16 protein-coding genes and 1 pseudogene are annotated in these 21,512 nt (G+C 65.2%); 2 read left to right on the top strand and 15 right to left on the bottom strand.

The window, feature by feature from the left end:
- From EPN51_RS25945 to EPN51_RS25920, 6 genes and pseudogenes are all read right to left on the bottom strand, one after another.
- Window positions 1-199: pseudogene (locus tag EPN51_RS25945) on the bottom strand (MCE family protein); the annotation flags it as partial.
- Window positions 200-229: 30 nt separating this feature from the next.
- Window positions 230-1,315, bottom strand: coding sequence for a spirocyclase AveC family protein (locus EPN51_RS25940; RefSeq protein ID WP_293048600.1), 1,086 nt, complete (start codon window positions 1,313-1,315; stop codon window positions 230-232).
- Window positions 1,316-1,354: 39 nt separating this feature from the next.
- Window positions 1,355-2,545: an acyl-CoA dehydrogenase family protein gene (locus EPN51_RS25935; RefSeq protein WP_293048599.1), complete on the bottom strand. Its 1,191-nt coding sequence runs from the start codon at window positions 2,543-2,545 to the stop codon at window positions 1,355-1,357.
- Between the two features lie 115 nt (window positions 2,546-2,660).
- Entirely contained in the window at window positions 2,661-5,315 is a 2,655-nt protein-coding gene (locus EPN51_RS25930) for a LuxR family transcriptional regulator (protein ID WP_293048598.1), read from the bottom strand.
- A 75-nt stretch (window positions 5,316-5,390) separates the two neighbouring features.
- Window positions 5,391-6,980 carry an NAD(P)/FAD-dependent oxidoreductase gene (locus EPN51_RS25925; RefSeq protein ID WP_293048597.1) on the bottom strand — a complete coding sequence of 530 codons (1,590 nt, stop codon included), beginning with the start codon at window positions 6,978-6,980 and terminating at the stop codon, window positions 5,391-5,393.
- A gap of 48 nt (window positions 6,981-7,028) precedes the next feature.
- Window positions 7,029-7,694 carry a TetR/AcrR family transcriptional regulator gene (locus EPN51_RS25920; protein WP_293048596.1) on the bottom strand — a complete coding sequence of 222 codons (666 nt, stop codon included), beginning with the start codon at window positions 7,692-7,694 and terminating at the stop codon, window positions 7,029-7,031.
- Window positions 7,695-7,958: 264 nt separating this feature from the next.
- Here EPN51_RS25920 and EPN51_RS25915 point away from each other — a divergent pair, with 264 nt between their 5' ends.
- Entirely contained in the window at window positions 7,959-8,993 is a 1,035-nt protein-coding gene (locus tag EPN51_RS25915; RefSeq protein WP_293048595.1) for a spirocyclase AveC family protein, read from the top strand.
- Between the two features lie 61 nt (window positions 8,994-9,054).
- Here the strand turns inward: EPN51_RS25915 and EPN51_RS25910 are convergent, their stop codons facing one another.
- The 8 genes from EPN51_RS25910 to EPN51_RS25875 all read right to left on the bottom strand — a co-directional run bounded on the left by EPN51_RS25910 (window position 9,055) and on the right by EPN51_RS25875 (window position 19,428).
- Complete coding sequence (locus EPN51_RS25910) at window positions 9,055-10,683, bottom strand: PEP-utilizing enzyme (RefSeq protein WP_293048594.1); 1,629 nt, start codon at window positions 10,681-10,683, stop codon at window positions 9,055-9,057.
- Window positions 10,680-13,289, bottom strand: a complete 2,610-nt coding sequence (locus EPN51_RS25905; RefSeq protein ID WP_293048593.1) for a PEP/pyruvate-binding domain-containing protein — start codon at window positions 13,287-13,289, stop codon at window positions 10,680-10,682. Before EPN51_RS25905 ends, EPN51_RS25910 begins: the two co-directional genes overlap by 4 nt.
- Before the next feature lie 6 nt (window positions 13,290-13,295).
- Entirely contained in the window at window positions 13,296-14,291 is a 996-nt protein-coding gene (locus tag EPN51_RS25900; RefSeq protein ID WP_293048592.1) for a hypothetical protein, read from the bottom strand.
- Between the two features lie 3 nt (window positions 14,292-14,294).
- A complete protein-coding gene (locus tag EPN51_RS25895; RefSeq protein WP_293048591.1) occupies window positions 14,295-15,398 on the bottom strand; it encodes a hypothetical protein in 1,104 nt (367 codons plus the stop codon).
- A 116-nt stretch (window positions 15,399-15,514) separates the two neighbouring features.
- Window positions 15,515-16,126: a TetR family transcriptional regulator gene (locus EPN51_RS25890; RefSeq protein ID WP_293048601.1), complete on the bottom strand. Its 612-nt coding sequence runs from the start codon at window positions 16,124-16,126 to the stop codon at window positions 15,515-15,517.
- A gap of 143 nt (window positions 16,127-16,269) precedes the next feature.
- Window positions 16,270-17,448: a phosphotransferase gene (locus EPN51_RS25885; protein WP_293048590.1), complete on the bottom strand. Its 1,179-nt coding sequence runs from the start codon at window positions 17,446-17,448 to the stop codon at window positions 16,270-16,272.
- A 39-nt stretch (window positions 17,449-17,487) separates the two neighbouring features.
- Complete coding sequence (locus tag EPN51_RS25880; protein WP_293048588.1) at window positions 17,488-18,255, bottom strand: hypothetical protein; 768 nt, start codon at window positions 18,253-18,255, stop codon at window positions 17,488-17,490.
- 105 nt (window positions 18,256-18,360) lie between these two features.
- Window positions 18,361-19,428, bottom strand: a complete 1,068-nt coding sequence (locus EPN51_RS25875) for a spirocyclase AveC family protein (RefSeq protein ID WP_293048587.1) — start codon at window positions 19,426-19,428, stop codon at window positions 18,361-18,363.
- A gap of 153 nt (window positions 19,429-19,581) precedes the next feature.
- Here EPN51_RS25875 and EPN51_RS25870 point away from each other — a divergent pair, with 153 nt between their 5' ends.
- Window positions 19,582-20,223, top strand: coding sequence for a TetR/AcrR family transcriptional regulator (locus EPN51_RS25870; protein ID WP_293048585.1), 642 nt, complete (start codon window positions 19,582-19,584; stop codon window positions 20,221-20,223).
- A 1-nt stretch (window position 20,224) separates the two neighbouring features.
- Here EPN51_RS25870 and EPN51_RS25865 read toward each other — a convergent pair whose 3' ends face one another.
- The gene (locus EPN51_RS25865) at window positions 20,225-21,004 is read right to left on the bottom strand and encodes a hypothetical protein (RefSeq protein ID WP_293048583.1); all 780 of its coding nucleotides are present in this window, start codon (window positions 21,002-21,004) and stop codon (window positions 20,225-20,227) included.
- Window positions 21,005-21,512: the final 508 nt, after the last annotated feature.

The raw sequence follows: 21,512 nt of genomic DNA, 5'->3' as shown, positions 1-21,512 counted from the left end.
CCTCAACACCGCGGTAGGTGACGTTCCCGGCACGATACAGCTCACCCGTACGCTCCAACTGCACGCTCACCGTGTACCGACCGATCCCCAAATACACCGCCGGCAAATGCGCGTAATACAGACTCACGATCCCCGCCGTCAGTGTGGAGATCACACCGAAGACCGCGAGCGTGATGGTCGTTCGCCGAGTCAACCGCATATCACGGCCCCTGACTGAATTAGTAAGGTACTAAGGCGATTTGCCGGGCAGCGACCCACTCACGGGCATTCGATAGCCGGGGCTGCCGGGGCAGGGCCCGTACCGCGTACCTTCAATCACCCCGGGTTGATCGCACAACCCGTTGTTGACCGACAGCGGCAATTTGGCCCATTCCGTTGCCCGCCAGCCCAGGACCCAGTCGGGCATGGTGCCCGGAATCCACAACACCAGTTGGATCGCCGTGTAGGTCGCCAGGAATACGATCAGCGTCCGCACACCGGGCCGGTAGCTCTCCAGGCCGCGTTCGAGGATGGTGTGCCCTCGATCGTCTCGCAGGTTGCGCAGCGCCGCCGGAAGGCCGGCGAACAAGATGAAGACCGCATATTCGGGAAAGATCGGCCACCGCCACGCGTCACCCCCCAAGCGGATCGCCCACGGGCCCCCGGGGTAACTCCACAGATGCAGGGGGATGATGGCCAGCGGCTCTGCGAGCGAAATCACCGCGGTGGAGATCAGTATCAGACCCAGCAGCTTGGCATTGGACAACTCAGGCCACCTACGTCGCGCCGGACGGACGACGATGGTGTTGACCAGCATGGCGATACCGGGCAATCCGAACGTGAACAACAGGCCGAGGAAGATCAGCGGGAACGGAAGCCGGCCACAGTCGGGGTTCACCACGAACGGCAGGTGCCCGCACGGGTCGTTGAGGTTCACGAATTCCGAGGTGTAGACGAAGTTCGGCTGAAATATGTTCAGCCCACCACAACCCCAGATCATCAATGCCGTGCTGACGCACAACATCACGTCGAAGGTGAGGAATCGCCGCTGCCGCAGACAATCTCGCACGATCTTGGTCAGCACGACCAGGGCGATGACGATCACCGCGGTCTCGGTGATGCGGGCCCCCCACCACTCGAGACCGTGAGCGTGGCTGCGGTACATGGTCACCTGGTGCGGTCCGTCCGCCAGCCAGGCGATCAGCGTCCAGCCCTCCAGGAACAAAAACGGCACCGCCGATACCGCCAGCCACTGTGGCCAGCCCCACGATGGTTTTCGTGGCTCGAGGCGCGCCGGACCCCGGGTACCGACCGGGGGCTCATCGGTCATTGTCATCGCGTTCGGCCTCCTACTTGGTGACGGTCAGATGTGGGCTCACAGGAACGCCGTGTCCGGGTCCAGGCCGCACAGCACCCGCCCGTAGACCTCCGAGTTGGTCGTCGGCAGCAGTAGTGAATGCACCGAAATGACCTGCATGTCGCGCAACATGCGCTGCATCGCATCCTTACGGTGGATCGCGCTCGCGCCGGACGCGGACTGGATCACATCCGCGGCCTCGCGACACAGTCGGACCGTCCATCCGGTATCGGCTCGGCAGCGGGCACGGGTCTCGATGTCCAAGTCGGATGCTCGCTTGCCCGCGGTATCGGCGAGGCGTTCCGCGTGAAACCGAGCCTGGTCCAGTTTCATTGTCGCCGTATCTATCTGGTGATGAGTAAGCGCGGCGTCCGCTTGCCGCAGATACGAGGTGTAGGTAATGCCACGCTTGCCGACGCGGCTACGGAACGCCGCGAGCGCGGCGTCGACGACGCCCAGCGGGGTGCCAGGCAGACAGGCCAAAGTGAAGGCCGCGGCGGGATGCTGGTAGTACGGGTTGTCGCGCACCAGGCTTGAATCCGATTGGCCCGCAAGGAAGTCGCTGATGCGCAGCAGTCGCTCCTCCGGAACGTAGATGTCTTGCCCCGCCAGCGTGTTCGAGGCCGTCGCGCACAGACCGGTCACGTTCCAGTCGTCCAGTGGGGTGATCTCGTGCCGGGGAATCAGGAAGAAGCCCGCGTCCGGCACCTCACCCCCGCCCTCGATGAGCGCGGCGACGAAGCACCAGCCGGAATATTGCTGGCCGGTGCCGAACGGCCACTTCCCGGAGACCCGGTAGCCGTTGCCCTCGCGAACCGCGGTTCCGCCGGGGTTGACAGTGATCGTCGAGGTGGGGTTATCGCTGGAGACAAACGTCTGCCAGCCCGGGTCGGGCAGCTGACAAATCAGATACGCCGCGGCCGAGTAGACAGTGTTGATGAAGGACGTCGAGGCGCAGCCGCGGGCAAGCGATTCCGTGACGCAGAGAATCGTTCTTGCCGAGGCCTCCAAGCCACCGACGCTCTTGGGTAGCGCCATCCGCCGTATTCCAAGTTCATCGAGCTCGTTGATCGTCGCCTCGGGCAACCCCCGCTGGCGCTCCGCCTCGTCGGCGCGGGCGGCCAGTCGAGGGATCAGCTCCTCGGTGGCGCAGATCAGGGCGTCATCCACATCGTTGGCGGTGGAATGGATTTCGTTTGTGGCCGTCACCTGGGCTCCTCGTTGGCATCTGATAGTGGTGCGATACCGAGGATGAAATCAGCGCGGGCGGTGTGCGTGCATGGGTAGTCACTACCCAAATCGGCCGGTTCGGTGGGTGTTCGTCTCAGTGGGTCGGGGCGGGCAACACGTCGGCCAGCTCGTCTCGCCGGGAGATGCCGAGCTTGTCGTAGGCGCTTTGGAGCTGATGCTCCACGGTCCGCACCGACAGGTGGAATTCCTCCGCGATCTGCCTGTTCGAGCAACCGACGATCGCCCGCTGCGCGGCCCGTAATTCGGCTGGGGTAAGCGCACTTTCGTCACTCAGACCGTCAACGGCAAGCAACACCGCGCCGTCGCAGAGCTCCAGCAGTGAATTGGCTCGGCGGTGCGCGGCGGTGGCTTTTCGGTTCTCGCCCTTGCGCCTTCGGATGCGTGCCTCTGACACCGCCGCCTCCGCGGCGAGCAGGAAGGCGCCGATATTCTCGAACGTCTGGGACACATCGTTCAGTCGCTCGGGATTTCGTCGAGCCAGCGCCCGCGCATGAGCGGCCCGAGCGGCGAACAGCTCGCCCTCGATGCCGTCGGCGATCGCGGTCAGCCGGGCCGCCACTTGTCTGGCCTGCCCCAGGCGCGCCAATCCGTGCAGGGCGGTGGCCTGACCGATGCAATCGCCGGTGGTCTCGGCAAGCGCCAGCCCCTGCTGGAGGTAGTCGCGCGCGGCCTTGGTGTCGCCCCGGGCAACGGCGGCCCACGCCCGAGCGTGCAGCAAGTCGCCGCTGTATGCGAACAACTGGGCAGGAAGGTCCATGGCATCCAGGCCCGTCAGTGTGTCGGCCGCTTCGTCGGGCCGGCCGGCGAGCGCGAGCGCAAGCGACAGGTGAACCAGGCAGTGCCGGACGAAGAACGGCCGCCCCAGCTGCTCGTATAGCCCCCGCGCCTCCCGACAGCGTTGAATCGCGCCGCCGACGTCGCCCTGCTCCCCCACCCGCGTCGCGAGCTGCCAGGCGAAGAAGGCCTGGCGTTCCACCGATCGTTCCTCGATGCCTTTTTCGTACTGTTCGACGGCCAGCGCACCGGCCTCACGGAGCCGACCGAGTTGGGCCAGGGCTTCGCCTCGACTGTAATTGTGGATCCACGGATGCCACTCGATGGGCTGCTGCAGCTCGAGGTGCTCGGCGGCGCCCTCGCGCGCCCAGTGCAGGGCCTCCTGCATGCGGCCGACGCGGGTGAGGCTGCACGACACCGTGAAGCATGCCCACACTTTGGCGCTGCCGGCGGTGCGGTCGAGAAGGGGTGCTGCCGCCGCCACCGCGGCGCGCGGCCCGCCCGAGGGTGCGACCAACAAAAAGCTGGCCCGCCGGGCGCGCACCTCGTCCTTCCACGCCGGATCGGCGATCTCCTCCTCGGCGCGCTCGGCGAGCCGCAGGGCGTCGTCGATCTTCGCGAGGCTGAACGCGACGTTGTCGAGCCGGGTCAGTGCGACGGCTCCCCGCTCGGCATCCGTTGCGGCAACCCGCGCAAGCTCCTCGAGCTTCCGCTCGACCTCCGCACCCTGTCCCCGCAGCGTGGCCACCTGTATCGCCAACAGCCGCCCCGGAAAGCCCGCGCCGCGTTCGATCGCGGCCTCGGCGAGACGGGCCGCGAGGTCGAAGTCATAACTCCAGCGCGCACTCTGGGCCGCCTCGAGCATCAGCACCCAGGACCCGCCCCCGCACTCGAGGTGCCAGGTGGCGATTCGCAGCGTGTCTTCTGGGCGTCGCGGATGGTCGCTCTCGGGGGCATTTTCGAACGCCTCGGCGAGGGCGCGAGCGACGGCGACGGCTCTGATGGCGGGGGTCCTCGCGCGGACCACATCGGCGTACAGCGGGTGGGCCAGTCGTAACTGGTGGCCGCGGCTGCACGCCTCGCCGGAAATCAGGTGGCGGCGCTCCAGCTCTTCGATGGCTTCCGGGTCGGCCAGCGCATGCAACTGTTCGGATTCCAGGGGCTCGCCGAAGGCCAGCAATTCCAGGACCGCGCGCTGCGCGGGGCTCAGCAGGGAAAGCCTGGCCTGCACCAGCTCCACCAGCCGTTCCGACGGCCTGATCTCTCGTACCTGACGCCAAAGGCCGTCATCGTCGCGGAGACTGCCGTCCTCGACGGCGCCCAGGACGAGTTCACGAATGAACATGACGTTCCCTCGAGTGCGCGTGACGAGCCGACGCACAAGCCCACGATCGACCGGACCGCCGAGCACCGCGCCGAGGATCTCTCCGATCGATTCCGCGCCAAGGCCTGCGACGGTAATGCGTTCGGCGTACCTGTCCTTCCAGAGGGTAAGGACCGCGTCGGGCACGGGTTCGGAAGCCCGCACGGTCAGCAGCACGAAGGCGGCACCCGACGCGGCAAGCTGGTGAACCAGTGTCGCGGTGGCATCGTCGAGAAGATGGGCATCGTCGACCAGCAAGGCCGGTTTTCGGGGTGCCATACGCTCGACCAGCGCCGCGGCCATTCGGTGAATCATCGCGGCGCGATCGTTGACGGCCGGCGACGCAAAGGAAACCGGAAGAAGGGTCGCCACCGCGCCGAACGGGATACCGCGGGCGGTATTCGTTGCCGTCGCCCGTACCGCGGCGAATCCGTGCTGCTCCGCCATCGCAAGGGCCTCGACCGCCAACCGTGTCTTACCCACACCGGCCACCCCGGCGAGCACCACGCCGTTGCACCGATCCTCGGTCAGGAGCCGCTCGAGGTACCCCAGCTCTCGCGCGCGCCCGACAAATGGCCAATCGGTGAACACACGCTCACAATACGACGAGCTCAGCCGCGCCAAGGGCGGATACGCTCAGATCACCCGTGAACGACAGTTAAGCGCTCAGTGCCGGCCGAGCGCGGTCTCGGCGGCCAGACGTCCCGGCCAGCCGCTGACTCCGCCGCCGGGATGCGAGCCCGCCCCGGCGTGGTAGTAACCCTCGACAGGTGAGCGGTACCCACCCAGCCCGCGGGCGGGACGGTTCATCGCCAGCCGGAGCGGCGTCATGTCGACGTGGAAGTAAGAACCGTTCGGCGTGGCGTACTGTTCGCCGAAATCGGCTGGGCTGGTTTCGATTCGGCCGATCTCGGTGTCGAACCCATCGAGATGAGCGGTCACCGATCGCATGATCGCCTCGGAGAACCATGGTTTCGCTTTATCCCAGCCGTCGCGGGGTTGCGCGGGCACATTGGAGGCGAGGTAGACGACCTCCTGTCCGGTCGGCGCCAGGCCGGCGTCGTTGGCGGTCAGCACGGCCATATAGACCGGGGGCTTGTCCAACGACTCCCCCGCACGGATCGCCTGCAATTGGCGAATGTTGTCGTCGAAAGTTCCGGTCATCAGCGCGGTCTTGCGGATGTCGAAGTCATCGATCTTCCGGCGTTCCCGCGCCCCGTTTCGGTAGCTCGCCCGGCCTGACAGCGCCATGTCGATCTTGAACGTCGCCGAGTTGTTGCCGCCGGCCGGCAGGACCGCGACCTTGGCGCGCGTCACCGAATCCAGGACACCCTCGGCCAGCAGTGGGCCATATGCGGTCTGGGGCGGGACCGCGGCCAGCACCCCGCGCCGTGCGGTGATCTCGGTTCCGTCGGCCAGCCGCACGCCGGTCGCGCGATTACCCGATACCAACACCTGCGCGACGCGAGTCCCGGTGCGAATCTGGGCTTTCCGGTCGGTCGCGTACGCCGCCATCGCGTTCATGATTCCGGCCATCCCGCCGCGGGGACGAATCACCCCGGGCTTGCGATGCACCGCGGCCAGGCCCACGCAATAGAAGCCGCCGCCATCGTGGTCGATGGGTCCGATCATGGATCCCCAGTAGGTACCCAGCGACCGCATCTGATCGCTTTCGAACACCTCGGCCATCAGGTCGACGAGGTTGCTCGTCATGATCTGACCGAGTCTGCGGCGCACCGACCGGTTCGGCGCGAGCTTGAACAGCAACTTGCCCAAATCCACCTTCGGAAGTTGCGCGGGGTGGTGCGGCATCACCGCGGTGAGCGCCTCGAAGATCCACGACAGCGCGGGCTGTAGGTCGGCGTAAGCGCGGGCGTCCTTGGCCGAGAACCGCCGCACCTCGGCCAAGGTGCGATCCAGGTCGTGGAACAACAGCAGCGTCGAGCCGTCCTCACCGATCCATCCGTAGGGCGCCTCCACCGGCGCTCCTGAGTAACCGTATTGCTGCAGCCCCAGATCGGAGATGAACGACGTGCACGACATGAACATGTCGTCCATCGCCCCCAAGCTCACGATGTGGTCGGGCGCCTCGGGGAGGAACCGCCCGCTGTTGGCCAGGCCGCCGAGATGATCGCGTGCTTCCAACACCAGGACCGACGCGCCCGACGCCGAAAGGGTGCACGCTGCGCTCAGACCGTTGTGCCCGCCGCCGACGATGACGAAATCGAACACGGATGACGTGGTGGTGCCAGACATTTGCTTCTCTTTTCGCGAGTGCCGACCGTTACGAACTGTCACGCCGAGTTAGAGCGCCGTCGCCGGCCTATCGACATGCGGATAGGCGCCATCGATGGTGAGACGGGCCATTTCGGCGATGAATGCCTCGGCACTTGGCTGCGGCCCCGATGCCCCTTCGAACATCCAGTCTCCGAATATCGCGATCGAAAAGACCATCCCGAAAATCAGACGCGTCATCACCACAGGGTCGAAGGGGCGAAATCCGCGCTCAACGATCTCACGTTCGACGATCGCCTCGAATCGTTCCAGGAGGGCGCCCATCTGCGGCGCTGAATCGGTGTCAGCGGTCAGCGGTCCACCGACGGCCCGGGCGCCGATCATCTCGTGGATCAGTCGCCGATTCGCCGATAAAACGTCGTAGACGCCTCGGTAGAACTCATAGGTCGCCATATACGGGCTTGTCAGGCCGCGCGGCCGCGCGGCCCAATCCGCGATGTATTCGGAAACGAAGGTGTTGAACGGGGCAAGCACGGCCTCTTCGAACAGCTTCGCCTTCGATCCGAAATGCCGGAAGATCATCGGCTCCGACACGCAGGCGGCTCGTGCGATTTCCCGCGTACTGGTACCGGCGTAGCCACGCTCCGCGAACAGGGCACGTGCCGACTCCAGCAGCAGGCGCTTCCCCTCACCGCGTGCGACTTGCTGGCCGTCGACCTTTGGCTTACTTGGCACCTCGTCATTTTCGCATGTCGATCCCCATTTCCCGAAGGCCGAAGGTTGACAGTTTGGTGTCGGGGGCTGCGCGGCTTGCGCCTCGGGCCGATCGATGCCCGCGTGGGTATCGCCCGCCCGCAGCCGATCCGCAGGATCGCGTCGCAGCGCCGAATCCGTTGACCTCACCATGTGGGCGACACTAACATTTTGAGACTAAGCGACTCTTAACACGGTCGCGTCTCATTACGGACGGGAAAATCGATGACTTCTACCCAGGCCCCGGTGACGAGGACGACGCCGTCCTTACCTGCGCGGAAGCCGTTCAATAGCGTCTATGCCCTCGCGTTCGTCGGATCACTCATCGCTGGCTATGCGCTGTGGACCTGGGGCGCATGGCTATTGGACGGTCCACACGCGATCACCAAGTACCGCGACCCCGACAGCCCAAGCCTTTGGGTTGCGCGCGGTTATGAAGTGGTCATGGTGGTCACCACGGCGGCAATCCTGGCGCACGTCGTGCGCGATTGCCTGCGCAGGCACACGTTCAGCACCGATGCGGGCATTCTGGTCGCGGGCTTCTTCACCCTGTTCTGGGATCCGATGGTCAACTGGATGCAGCCCAACTTTTTCTACAGCTCGCAATGGGTCAACGTGAACACCTGGACGGGGTACGCACCGGGGGTCGTCAATCCCTTCGCCAGCCAGATGCCCCAGCCCATCGTCTTCATCGGGTTGATTTATCCGTTCGGGTTGCTCGGATTCTCCATGATCCTCAACAAAGGCATGGCCGCGGCGCGCGGCCGGTGGCCCGAAATCGGCAACGCCCGGTTGATCGCCTTGACGTATCTCGGCGGGCTTTCACTGGGCATTTTGCTGGAGGCGCCGATGTTCCTGATGAACCTGTGGGGCCTGCCGGGAGCGCCGCGGGCACTGGCGCTCTTCGGCAACGGTCACCGCTTCGCCGCGGCCGAATACATCACGACGGCGATCGTTTTCACGACCATGGCCTGTGTGCGGTTCTTCCGCAATGACAGGGGCCAGACCATCGCCGAGCGCGGCCTTGATCACCTCCCGGCGGGCGCCCGCGCCGTCGTGTCGACTTCGGCGACCATCGCGCTGTTTGCGATGGCGATGTGGGCGCTGTTGCTGATCCAGATCCCCGCGGGTTTGCACGCGGCTCCGTATCCGCAGAATTACCCCACGCACATGATCAACGACTTGTGCGACGTCCAGCCCGGAATGCACACCGACTATGGGCCGTGCCCCGGATCTGCGGGATTCCGGATGCCGGTGAAGCAGACATTCCTCGCGCCCTGATTGCGGCCAGTCGACGCGGACGCCGGCAGACGCCAGCGAATTCCTTTGGGGCAGAAGGTGATCAGGTTGGCCCGAGAACCCGAGTGACAATGCCGCGGCCGCCGTCCACCCGGATGATGTCCCCGCTTCGGATGAGGGCCGTCCCGGTCCGTACGTTGGTCACGCACGGCAACCCAAGTTCACGGGCCACAATCGCTCCGTGGCTCAGCGCGCCACCCAAATCGGTCACCACCGCGGCGGCGCCGACGAAGAGCGTGGTCCAGCTGGGATCGGTGGCAGCGGCAACCAGGATCTCGCCGGGCTGAAGCGCATCGTCATCGGCGAGCGGGTCGGCGACAACACGTGCGCGGCCCTCGGCGACGCCGCCGTTGGCGGGAACACCGTGCAGTACGAGTTCATGGATCTCGCTTTCACCCGTTGCGAGTGGGGCGAGGGGAAGCGCGTCGGGGCAGCCGCAGAACAGGTCCGGGATCGTCACCGTTTCGAACGCCGCGTGTTGGCGACGGCGCGCCTCGATCGCTGACACGATATCCGACGGCAACGTCGTGAGCAGCTCGTGCCACGTCACGAACCAGACGTCCTCCGGGTCCGCTAGCGCGCCGCGCTCGACCAGGTCCGCACCGACGATCCGGACGCCCGCCCGGGCCGCGTCGACCGCCCGCAGATAACAGTTCTTGCCGACCTCACGGAGCGGGATGAAATGAGCGGCGAGCCGCAGCAACAGTCGAATCCCGGGCCGTTTCGCCGCGGGTACCCGGGTCAACAGCTCCGCTTCGGCCTCAAGCCGAGCTGAGACTCGCCGCCGTTCGACAGTGGCGGGCGCCTCGGCCTCGGTGACGGTTCGATAGGTCGTGAGCAATCGCCGAATGGGCGCCGGATCCTCTCGCCACGATCGCGAGCGCAGGTTGCCCGCATAGGGCGCCAGATACCCGTAACGCGACAACCAGTCGGTGAGGGTGCGGCGATCGTGGGCGACTTCCCACAGCTCCTGGAGCATCGCCACCTCGACCATGCCGCCGTAGCCGCTAAGCAGGTCGGCCAGTAGGTCGCTGCGATCACCCACCAGTCCGGCCAGCGGCTCGAATATCGCCGACGACAGGAACGTGGCGTGGCTCTGCACGGTCAACGCGGCCGCGAACAGCTCCTGAATCGCCGGCAGCATTCGCTTGGCCTGGGCCGCGTCCGCCGCACAGAGCGTTTGCCACACGCGTGTCACTTGATCGTCGAGCGCCGCGGCGCGGCGCTTGAGACGGGTTGCCAGCATCGGAAGACGTGCTGCCACAACAGGATAGCGCTTAGGGGTGTCGGCGGGAAGCGCGGTGATATCGTCGGCGGTGTCGCCGAGTATGTTGGCGGCCACCTCGGCGGCGTTGGTGCCGGGCAGTCCGGCGCCCACCGACAGGATGAGGTTCACATTGAGCACGGCCCGCCCGAATACGATGCCGAGTGCAGTCTCGTCGGGATCGTCGGTGACCTTTCGACCGTCGGCGCGCGAGACCACACCCATTTCCGCGTAGCTACCCCGCACGCTCCGTTCGAATGGCCGTGCCCAGAACGTATACGTCAGTGGGGTGAGCACGCCGGGTACCGCCTCGGCGACATTGCCGGTGGTCCACCAGGTTCGGCTGCTGGATGGTCGATGGATGACGCCGGGTTCGGTGGTGCGCCGCGAAACGGACTCGGTGCTCATGTGGGCATCGGAGCCGCACGCCGCACGATGTGAATATGGCCGTTCCCCCCGTCCAGGCGTACGACATCGCCGGTGCGCAACAGTCGAACCGCGTGCCCGGTGCTCACGACGCAGGGGATACCGAGTTCGCGAGCCACCACCGCCGTGTGACTCATGACCCCGCCGATATCGGCGATCAGGCCACCGGAGACGAACATCAATGACGCCCAACCGGGATCGGTATCACGGGCAACCAAGATCTCGCCGGGCACGATCTCACACGTACTGGGGTCGAGCGCCACTCGCACCGAGGCCTCGACCACGCCGGGACTGGCGGCGACGCCCTCGATGGTCTCGGCGTCGGGATCGATCTCGGGTTCGTGCAGCACGGGTTCGGGCACCCCGACCCAGACCGCGGGCACGTCCATGGAGACATATATCTGGTGGATCGCGCTCCGCTGAGTGACGGCGTCGCGGAAGCCTGCGGTATCGGTGCTGACGATCTCGTCAGCGGTCAGCATGAACACGTCGTCGCGGTCGTCGAGCACACCGTCGGCGACCAGCAGGTTGCCGAGATGTCGTGCCGCAGCGCGGATTACATCGAAGTTCTGCACGAACGCACCCTTGCCCAGTCCGCGCATCGGCACGTAGCGCTGCGCGAGCTTAAGCGCCAGCCGCGCAGCCGGCCGTTTGTAGGCGGGCACCCGTGTGATCAGCTCGCGCTCGGCGGCCTCGCGGTCGGCGACCCGGCGGCGCGCCGCTGCCGCCGGTGAATCATCCTCGCCCAGAGCACGATACGTTTCGATCAGCCGCATAACCGGTGTCGGATCCTCTCGCCACGTCACCGACAGCAGGTCGCCTTCGGCGGGCCCATGGAATCCATGACGGCCAAGGAAATCCGCCACCGGCATGCGGTCGTGGGCGCACTCCCACAGGTCGACCAGAATCTCGGTCTCTTCGTGGCCGCCGTGGCCGGCCATCAGACGTTGCGGGTCGACACCGGCGGATTTCGCGAGTTTGACCAGCTGCTCGAACGCCGGTTGGACCGCCCCGAACACCAGGGTGGTGTGGTCGACGATGGTGCGGCCCGTCGTCGGGATGGCCTGCGCGAGCAGCCGCCGAGTGGCGTCGGTGTCGAGCCCGGGTAACGTCCGCAAACATTGCGACCAGTATCGGCGAGCCTCGGCGCGTTGACGGGCGACGATGCGCGGGTGTTTCAGAAACGGCACCCACATGCGGCTCAGCACGCGCGGGTAGTGAGCTACGTGCCTGCGGCGCACGTACCCGTGTGGCAGGTAACCGAAGATGTCCTTGGCGGTCGCCTCCCCGTTGCCGCCCGGGATGCGATCGACCCAGTCGCAGAGCAGGTCCACGCGCAGCGCGCAGCGCCCGAAATGAAAGCCGATGATGCGATTGGCGCGGTTGGGCGTGTACCGGGCCTCGGCCGGCGACAACGCGCCGATCACCCTGAACGTCTCACGGAAAGCCAGTTCTGCGTGCTCCTCGAAAATCGACGCCCCCAGCGGGCACTGGACGCCGGGTACGGCTTCCGACGCGTTGGTCGTGCTCCACGTCGCGTTCGGCGGGGATCCGAAATTGGTTACCCGGGTTGCGCGCCAATCTGGTTCAGCGATGCGGGCCGGGTCGGGACGGTTGCTCCACACCGTTTCCGGCCTGCCCTGCACCAGGCGGACTTCGCCGTCGACGTCCAATGCCCACTCGATGTCCATCGGTCGCCCCGCGGCCTCCTCTATGCGGATGCCGAGTTGACCTATCCGCCTGGCCACTTCGTCGCTGATGCTCGGCCCGTTACCCTCGTCCGGCACGAGTTCCACCAGCCGCACCGTGGAAGTGACCGGGTCGAATCGGTGGGCACGCGACTGATTCGCGAGCTCGCACCTGCCGATTTCGCCGCTGGCTTTGTCGATCCAGAACCTGTCCGTTTCCACGTCGCCCTTGACCACACCCTCGCCCAGGCCCAGCGCCGACTCGATGTAGATCTGTGAGCGGTCGCCGGTGACGGGCTCAAGGGTCATCGCGACGCCCGCGGCGACGGCCGAGACCATGCGTTGCACCACCACGGCGATTGCGACATCCTCTGGCGCGACACCCACCCGAGCGCGGTAGCCGATTGCCTGCGGCGTGAACAAGCTTGCCCAGCAACGGATTATCGAACGATCGACGGCGGCGGCACCCGTCACCCACAATTCAGTTTCCTGCTGGCCCGCGAACGATGCGTCCGCGCGGTCCTCGGCGATGGCGCTCGAGCGGACCGCGACCGGCCCGTCGCCCAGTTGCTCCCATGCGGCCCGGATCGCGGCCGACACCTCACCGGGCAGCATCAAATCGGCGAACAATGAGGCGATCTCGCCGGATGCACGCCGGTCGGCGGCGGGATCCCCTGTGCCAGCCAGTATCTCGGTCAGCTTGATGTCGAGGCCCGCGCCGACGACCGCGTTGCGATATGCGGTTGTCGTGACGACGAATCCGTCGGGCACCGCGAGGTCGAGCGCCTTGAGGTCGTACAGGCCGCGTGCCTTACCCCCGACAGCGCCGGCCATTTCGGCGGTGCACTGGTCAAGCCACAGCACCGCCGCACCCGCGGCCAACGCCGGATCCTGTTGCATGGTCGGTCAGAACTCGCCAATGGCGAACGTGTCTCGCGAGACCCGCGAGCGTTTGCGGCTGCGCTCGAGGTGGCCGTAGCCGACGACTCCCGCGGACGTGGTGAAACGCGCCGGGCATTCCGCCAGGAACAGCGGTTCGCCGGGCGCGCGCCAATCGAGCCCGTTGGCGTTGTCGTTGAGTTCGGAGATGGTAGCCGGAAGTGTGTGCAGCACTTCAATACTCCATTCCTCGCCGCGCCCGGACTCGGTGGTGACACCGAGCTCGAAGCGCTGCGGTGCACCCAGCAGCGAGCTGAGCCGAGCCGCCTTGGCCTCGACGATCGGATCGACGGTGCCGTCCTCGAGCAGCAACGCACCCACCGTCGATGCGGAGGTTCCGTCCGGGGCATCCACCAGAATCAGCACCAAGCCCAGATCGGGCAGCGGCGCGTTGACGAAAACGTGACCTCCAAAGCTGTCCCAGGTGCGCACCCCGGACGAATGGTCGCCCCATCCGGGGCCGTTCAGGCTCCACGTTTCACCGTCGACGGTGAGCGAACCCCGCACCCGGTACTGATGCTGGGTGTGCACCTCGGCCCACTCCGCGGATTCACCCTTGTGGCCGAACGGCGACCACGGATCGCGGATCGGTTCGGCGTCAAGCTGCCAGGTCATGTACACACTGGCACCCTGGCCCGCCGGGTAGTCCGCGAGCGCAGCCGTCGGCTGCCGTTCGGGAGCGCCGCGAAAGGAACAGGCGGCCCCGCCGTCGGGCCGGCCGCGCAGGCTGAATACATGCGATGCGAGGGTCCACTCGTCGGGATCGCTTCCCCACGACCGGTCGGCGGCGAGCGTGCCATCGGGCAGGTAAGCCACCGACTGAATCCACCAGAGGTCGAGATCGTCGCGATAGCGCCCGGCGTGCACGAACAGGCCAACCCGGTCGTCGTCATTCCAGCAGCCGAACCATTTGGTTTCGCTCCAGGCCGCAACGTCGTGCTTCGGCACCCGATTCGGAAACATCGCTCAAACCCCGGTGGTGCGTAAGTCCTGGCGCCAGGTCAATTCCGGGCCGAATGACGGCAGCACCCCCGGGCCACTCGCGACGATGCGTGGGATCGCCTGCAGACACGGGGCGATGACACCGTGATAGCCGGGGCTGCTCTGCAGGTTGCCGAAATCGTAAGCCAGTGGGGCGTCAACTTTCAGCGTCGTCCGCATGTCGATCGACATCCGAATCGACGGGGTGCCCTCGATCTCGGCCACCCAGTACTCGTTTTCGGCGATGTCCTCGGGCAGCTCGGATGTGCCGACGAACCAGTGGTATTCCATCGTGAAGAACGCGTCGGTCCCGATGGAATCGACCCAGCCCTGGAAACGATGCACGACGCGCCCCAGAGTGCCCTTTTCGACCTTCGTGTGCAGCATGGTGACGTCGGTGGTCGCCGGCAGGTACTCGTGGGTTTCCTCGACGCGGTCGTAGCTGATGCCGAGCGTCTTCTCGACGGTGCGGCCGATCGCGTGCAGAAAATTGGTGGAGATGCCCGGCCCGATCGGACTTGCCTGCGCGACCTCGACGGGACCGCCGAATCCGACAACGGCCAGGAGCTCGGCCGGCACCGCGTGACAATCCCACAACTCACGCAACCGAATTGTCTTGACGTCGGTGCAGATACCGGTGATGCCCATCAGCACACGGTCGCTGATCAAATCGGGGTCGATGCCCGTGGCGTGGAAGGTCGAACCACCCTTGCTGCAGGCCTCGGCGATGCGCTCGCCGAATCCGTCCGCGCGGTAGAGCACGGCGTTGTGATACGGCAGCGGGGTCACGACGTTGTGACCGGCCTGCAGGATCGCGAGAAGCTCGGCGTCGGCGTTGTTGATGCCGAAGTCGCGCGGCGTGTAGATCACGCAGTCGGCCTTGCACGCCAGCAAGGCCTCGACATCGTCCGTCGCGGCGACGCCCAGCGGATCGATCCCGATCAGCTCTCCGGCATCCTTGCCGACCTTGTTGGTCGAGAAGACGCGCAAGCCCACCAGCTCAAAGGCGTCGAGACGGGCGACCTCCCAAAGGGCAACCCCGCCAAGGCCGCCCGGGCCCCAAACGATGATCTTGTAGCTCTCGCGCATAGCATTCCCTGTCCGAAATTAATTGTGAACGTATGTTCAGAGATACTGTGCAGCGGATGACAAGTCAAGCGTGTAGAGCCAAAATTTCTCAATTGCGGCGCGGATCGGGCCGGCGGTCAGCGACGGCTACGGATCCCGGCGATCGCATCGAGCAGGGCGTCGAGGCCCGTCAGGAACGTCTTGTCGCCCGGCTCCAACTTCTGAACGCGGGCCGACTCGCGTAGGTAGGGGAATTCGTCCGACCGCAACTTACGGCGCCGATTCAACTCGGCTGCCCGGTGGTCGCGGGTGTGCGCTTGAAGCACGATGATGTCGCCAACCGCAAGTGATACCAACATGTTTAGCGCATGCAGCTGGTCCGGTGTCGATAGCCCAGCGCCGGCGAGCGAGCAGAGCAGGTGCTCGCGGATCGGGTCCATGGCCTCCGCGCCGACACCAGCGCCTACCAGTGACACCGCAGCGGGTCGGGCCCGCAGGGCATCGTGGAAAGCGACCATGGTCGCGCGCAGATCGGCACGCCAATCCCCCGACCGGACGATGCTGCGCATGACCGGGCTCAGCGCTCGCGCCAGCGCAGCCTCGACCATCTTCTGCTTGCTGTCGAAGTAGTTGTACAGCGTGCCGGGGCTCGCGCCGAGACGAGCGGCGACGGCGCGGACATTGAGGCCATCGAGTCCGTGCTCGGCGAGCAGCGATAACGCTGCGTCGAGGACCTCGTCCTCGGTCAGCTTGCGTGGGGGGCCTGGTCGGACAGCGATGGCCCCGGAGTCTAGCCGAATCGGGCCGTGGCGCTGACTGCTACGTGCTCAGGTATGTCGTTCGACGGCCGCCCGGCGGTGGCCTCGTCGTTGATGGCCCGCACCGCAGCCTGTTAAGGGTTCATCCCGATTGCGGCTAACGAGTCGAGATCGTCGATGGCTGCGGCGGTCCGCCGCACCACCGCCAGGCAGAAATCCACCGGCTGCATCTTCGGCTGATAGGGCGCCCGACCGATCGTGAATACCCATGCGGCATAGGGCCAGAACGACTGCTGGCGGTAGGCGAGCATGGCGTCGTCAAAGCCGATCACCGGTCCACCCAGTTTTCGCAGCGCCGTGATGTACTCGCGAATGAGCGAATCCTGCCATTGCCTTCGGTCGTCGGGTTCGCAGCCGGAGTTCACCAGGTAGGCGAAGTCAAACGCCCAGCCGCCCTGCTGGATCACTTGCCAGTCGCCGATGCCCATCTTGCCGGTGTCGGTCACGTATGTCTGGCCCGCGTGACAGTCACCGTGCAGCAGGGTGCGTGGCATCTGGTAGGCCGCGATATCCATCGAGCGCACGGTCGCCTCGAATAGCCGATCATGCCGGCCAAGAAGCGTGGGCGGTATCACGTCCCGGGCTCGCCTCATCCCCACTTCGCAGCGCTTACGGATGTCAAGGAACTTGCTGGTGTTGGCGATGTAGTCGGCGGGCGTGTTGAGCTTGACGATGGCGGGATCACCCCACAATGGGGCATGGAGCCTGGCCAGTTCGCCGACGAGATCGGTGATCTGCTCACGGGTAAAGGCGTTGGTAGGTTCCCAGAACTTGGCGCCCTTCGTGGCGGCAATGTCCTCCATCACGGCGATGGAGCGCCACGAAACCGGATCAACCTTGCCCCAATATCCCTGCGGCGCTTCGAGCGTCGACTTGTCCCGCAAGCCCGTATAGAAGCGGGTCTCACCGTGGAGCACCTCGGCGCAGCCGAGCATGAGGCGTTGCCGAAATGACTTGGTGGCCTTCGTGAACACATGCCGGGGCAGGCCGGCTGCTGTGCCCGCCTCGTTGTAGGTGACGCGAATGGCGACACGCTCCGACGTGCCGCTGCTGCCGCCGGGAAAGTCCACGTCCACCACCGCGGCACCCGGGGTGTCACGGCACAGCACCGAGGTCAGCCACTCCGCGGTGACGTGCGCCCCCGAGATCGGCACCTGATCGCGATGAGTCACCGTGGGAGACCGAAACCTCTCGGAGACGCTGATGGCGCCAACGACGGCGGCGCGTCCGGCCAATTTGAGTTTAGGATTCAACACAACTCCTTGAGATCGCCAGTCAAGCGAAGACAGGCATCAACGGGCGGGAAGACCAGCCGTTGCGCGCTCGGGTGTCTCTTCGGCCCGTTGGCCGGCGGCGGCCTCGTTGTTGATGGCCCGCACCGTCAGCACCGTGAACGTGATGATCCAGGCGAAGAACACGATCATCGGGATGTAGAAGACCAGCACCCCGTTCTGGGAGAACGGCCCGGTCTTGAAGAACAGCAGCAGACTCGCCTCGCACATGAAGAAGCTGGAGAACAGGTTGAAATACGCCGACCAGCGCGGGAACGTCGGCCGCGGACTCTGATCCATGAAGATGCTCACCGCGAGGGCGATCTGGAACAGTGCGAACGGAGCTCCGGTGAACAGCACACCCAGCCAGCCCAGATCGTTAAGAGCCTGTGTCACTTCGGGACTCGTCTCTCCCGGCCGCCAGGAAGCCGCGCCGAAGAAGAATCCGATGAACATGACCACGACGACCTCGCAGGCCACCGAGATCAGCATGATGTTGAACAGAATCGGCCACTGCCGTTCGCGGAGCCGCATCACCTGAATGATGCTCGCACTCCACGTCGTATAGAGGATGCTCGAGAAGATGAAGATCACCGTCGCGATCCGAATACCCCCGGTGTGCGCGAGGTATTCCGACACCACCTTGGTCGCCGAGTCCGCCGCAGAGGGCGGCAAGATGTACTGGCCGTGGGCCACCACGTTGGCGGCAAACGGCCACAGGAACGCGAAGGCAAACCCCGTGTACGCGCAGACCTTCAAGATCCGCGGATGGAAGCCGTCAGTACGCATAACATTCTCCAATTGTGTTGATTGTCAGTCGCTTGGGTACGCGGTAAGCGGTCGGCGGTCGGCGCCTCTCTGCGCGATGAGCGCTCGTCTTCGTCACGAAACGGTTTACGGGTTGTGTGGAGGCCTCGGCATCGGCACGCCCGGCCCGGGGCAGGTATGACCGTCGGCGCCCGAGGCACACATATCGTTGGTCATGTAGGACGGGTAATGCGCCGGAAACGGATCCGAATGCGTTCCGAACCACTGCTGCGGAAGCATGTAGAGCACCACGAATCCCAAGTGGATGGCCCCGTAGATCGCGAAGAACTTGACCGCCTGCCGGCCGCTGAAACCCAGCTTGAGCGTGCTGATTCCCCGCTCGACGACCGTTTGGCCGCGGTCGTCGCGGAAATAGCTGAGACATGCGATGGCTCCGAGGGCGAAACCGCCGAAGAGCACGGTTTCGGATAGCGGAATTTGGTAGGTCTGGCCCGCGAAGAGGGTGATCGCGCGGATGCCACCGGGGTAGGCGTATACGCCCGTGCGAAGTACCAGTCCCTCGACGAGGGTGTCGGTGAGGGTCAGGCCCACGACGATGGTTGCGACGGTGCCCACAATGCCCATGCCGGGCCAGCGGGCCTTGGCTTTGCGCAGCAGCCACAGGATCACGATGACCTGCGAGAACACCAGCGCGGTATACGCGGGAGGAACAATCAGCAGCGGTTCGGGCAGTTTGTTCGCGTGCGGACTCGTCCACGTCGGCCACGCCCCGTTTGCCCAAGCGCCCCGATTGATCAGGTGCGAGTTATAGAACAGCGTCACCGACGTGTAGTTCATGACCATGTCCCAAAAGAACACGGTCGATGCCGCCAGCGCGATCATCGCGTCGGTGGTCAGGTGCCCGTGCCGCCGCCATGGCCGGATCACCCAGAGATAAAGCAAGACCAGTGCGGCAACCGGGACGGCGATCTGCAAGACGTTGAACACCAACAACTTCCACGCCGGGAGTGGGTCTGGCCCCGGATCCGTGGACGTGAAGTTCGGCCCGAGAAACCACTTCGCCAGGACAAAGACCTGGAAGCCAAGCAACACACACCCCGCACTCGACCACCACAGGACCGGACGCGGCCGACGCGCCGGCCGCTCCGGGTGCGGGCCCGCGGAAGTGGGCTCACCACGCTGGATCGTTGCCACGTCTCGTCCCTTCACCGCCGGCACGACGGACTTCAACTTGTGAAAGTGGCACTTACATTATGAGTCGGTACTGCTCAAATATGCAAGCAGCGCCCCGCCTGGTCCCCGGTGCCACCCGGGCATTCGACGGTTACGCGCCTAGAATGTCCTGTCATGCAGCCAGATTCACCGAGTAGGCCGGCTGGGCGCGATCGCACACGGGCCCGAACGCTCGCGGCCGCCCACAATCTCTTTGCCGAGAACGGCTACCGAGCAACGACAACCAAAGAGATCTGCCTTTCAGCGGGAATCGCCGAGCCGACTCTGTATCGTCACTTCGGCTCCAAAGCGCACCTGTTCGAGATGACCGTGCTGGAGCCGTTCACCGCCTTCATCGACGGGTGGATCACCTCATGGCGCGAGTTTTCCGCCGAATCCTCGGTCCAGGGCCTTGCCGAAAGCCTCGTCAGCGGACTGTTCATGCTGGTGCGACAGGACCGCAGGCTGTTCCAGGAACTCATGGAAGCCCGCTCGGACCCCAAAAACGATTTGCACGAATCCGCCGTCGCAATCAGCGCCCGGATCCGCCAGGGCCTCCAAGCCGTGCAGGAGGTGGGTCTAGAGATCGCCGACGAACGCCACCTGGCGCACTTGGACCCGCCCGCCACGATCACCGCGGTGGCCGCCATGGTCATCGGCGCGGTGATGCTTGAGGACTGGATCGTGCCGGCCGGCGTTCGCCGCCCCGGTCAGGACAGGATGATTCAGGAGATGACCATGATGGTCACCCACGGCATCACCGGCCGACCGTCATGACCTAAGCGAAGTAGTTCTCGTCGGGGTCTTGCTGCTGGGCTTTGATAGCCCGGAAGCAAAGGTTGCTCTGGATGATGATCCATATGGTGAACAGCACGAACGGCGACCAGAACACCAGGAGCCCGTTCCAAGCGAACGGCCCAGTCCGGGGCAGGAAGGCGAACGCACCCGCCTCGAACATGAACGTGATCCACAGCGAGCCGTAGGCCCACCAGCGCGGGAAGGGGTTGTTCTTGATTTTCTGAGTCGCCGGTCGCAGGGCGAGCACCGTTACAGCGACCCAGGCGAAGATGTACGCCTGATCGGTCGTCGTCATCGTCAGCGACGCCAATTCGTGCATGAGGGTCGTCACCTCGGAGTTCTTCCGCGGCGCGGTGTAGGCCGCCACTCCCCACATCATCGGGGGCAGCGCCAGGTAGATCGACATCAATGTGCCGCTGGCCAGGGTGAGCGCGCTCCACACCTTCCAGCGCCCCGGTTCCACGCGGGCCATCTGTGCGGCGAACACGGCCCAGATCGGCATCATGAAGCAGCCGGTCCAACTGCAGATGACCGCACCCCACTTGACCTTGGTCCGATTGTCCACGTACCACTGCGCCACCTGCTCAGCCGACCACTGCGGGTTCTTCAGCGGGACCTGCTGCAACAGGAACAAAAAGGCGATGCCGTAGACGATGGCCAGAATGACACCCCACCACAGGATGGCCCGCTGGCTCGCCAGGGAGAAGTGGCCGCGGTTATCGACAGTGGTGTGCGGCGGCGATGCTGTAGATGACGTCATGAGTTGCCCTCTCCTACGGTGCGATAGGTCACGCTTTGCGGGCCGTATCACATGTAACGCGCGATGTGCCGTGCTCCACACTAGGGACCATACTGAAGTACCATAACGATCGTTCGCAAGGATCGAAAGAGTGATTCGGCGGTGCCGGCGCCTAAATTGCCTTCAAGACCATGGAACTCTCCAGCGATCGCCAACGACGAAGCGAATAGACGTTTCGCTATCCGGTGAAGTCGGGCTGACAGGATTTGAACCTGCGACCACTTGACCCCCAGGAAGCAGCGGTAACCCGTTCTCCCAGATCGTGACAATTCTCGCGCCGACGACGCGGTATGTCACGTTCATGGACGCGCAGGTCGTTCGGCATCGTGCGCAACGTGTGGTCCCAGGCTTGTCGGCTCCGGTTGAATCCTGAGCAGCCTGCTCCGGTTGAAAAGTGAGCAGGTTTACGTACTTGAGTCTGCCTGACGATCGGCTTCCACGGAGGGCAGCGACTCGATTGCGGTGTGTT

Origin of the sequence: Mycobacterium sp., from assembly GCF_004298145.1 — a bacterium.
Lineage (GTDB): Bacteria > Actinomycetota > Actinomycetes > Mycobacteriales > Mycobacteriaceae > Mycobacterium.
This window is presented reverse-complemented; position numbering and strand designations above follow the sequence as displayed.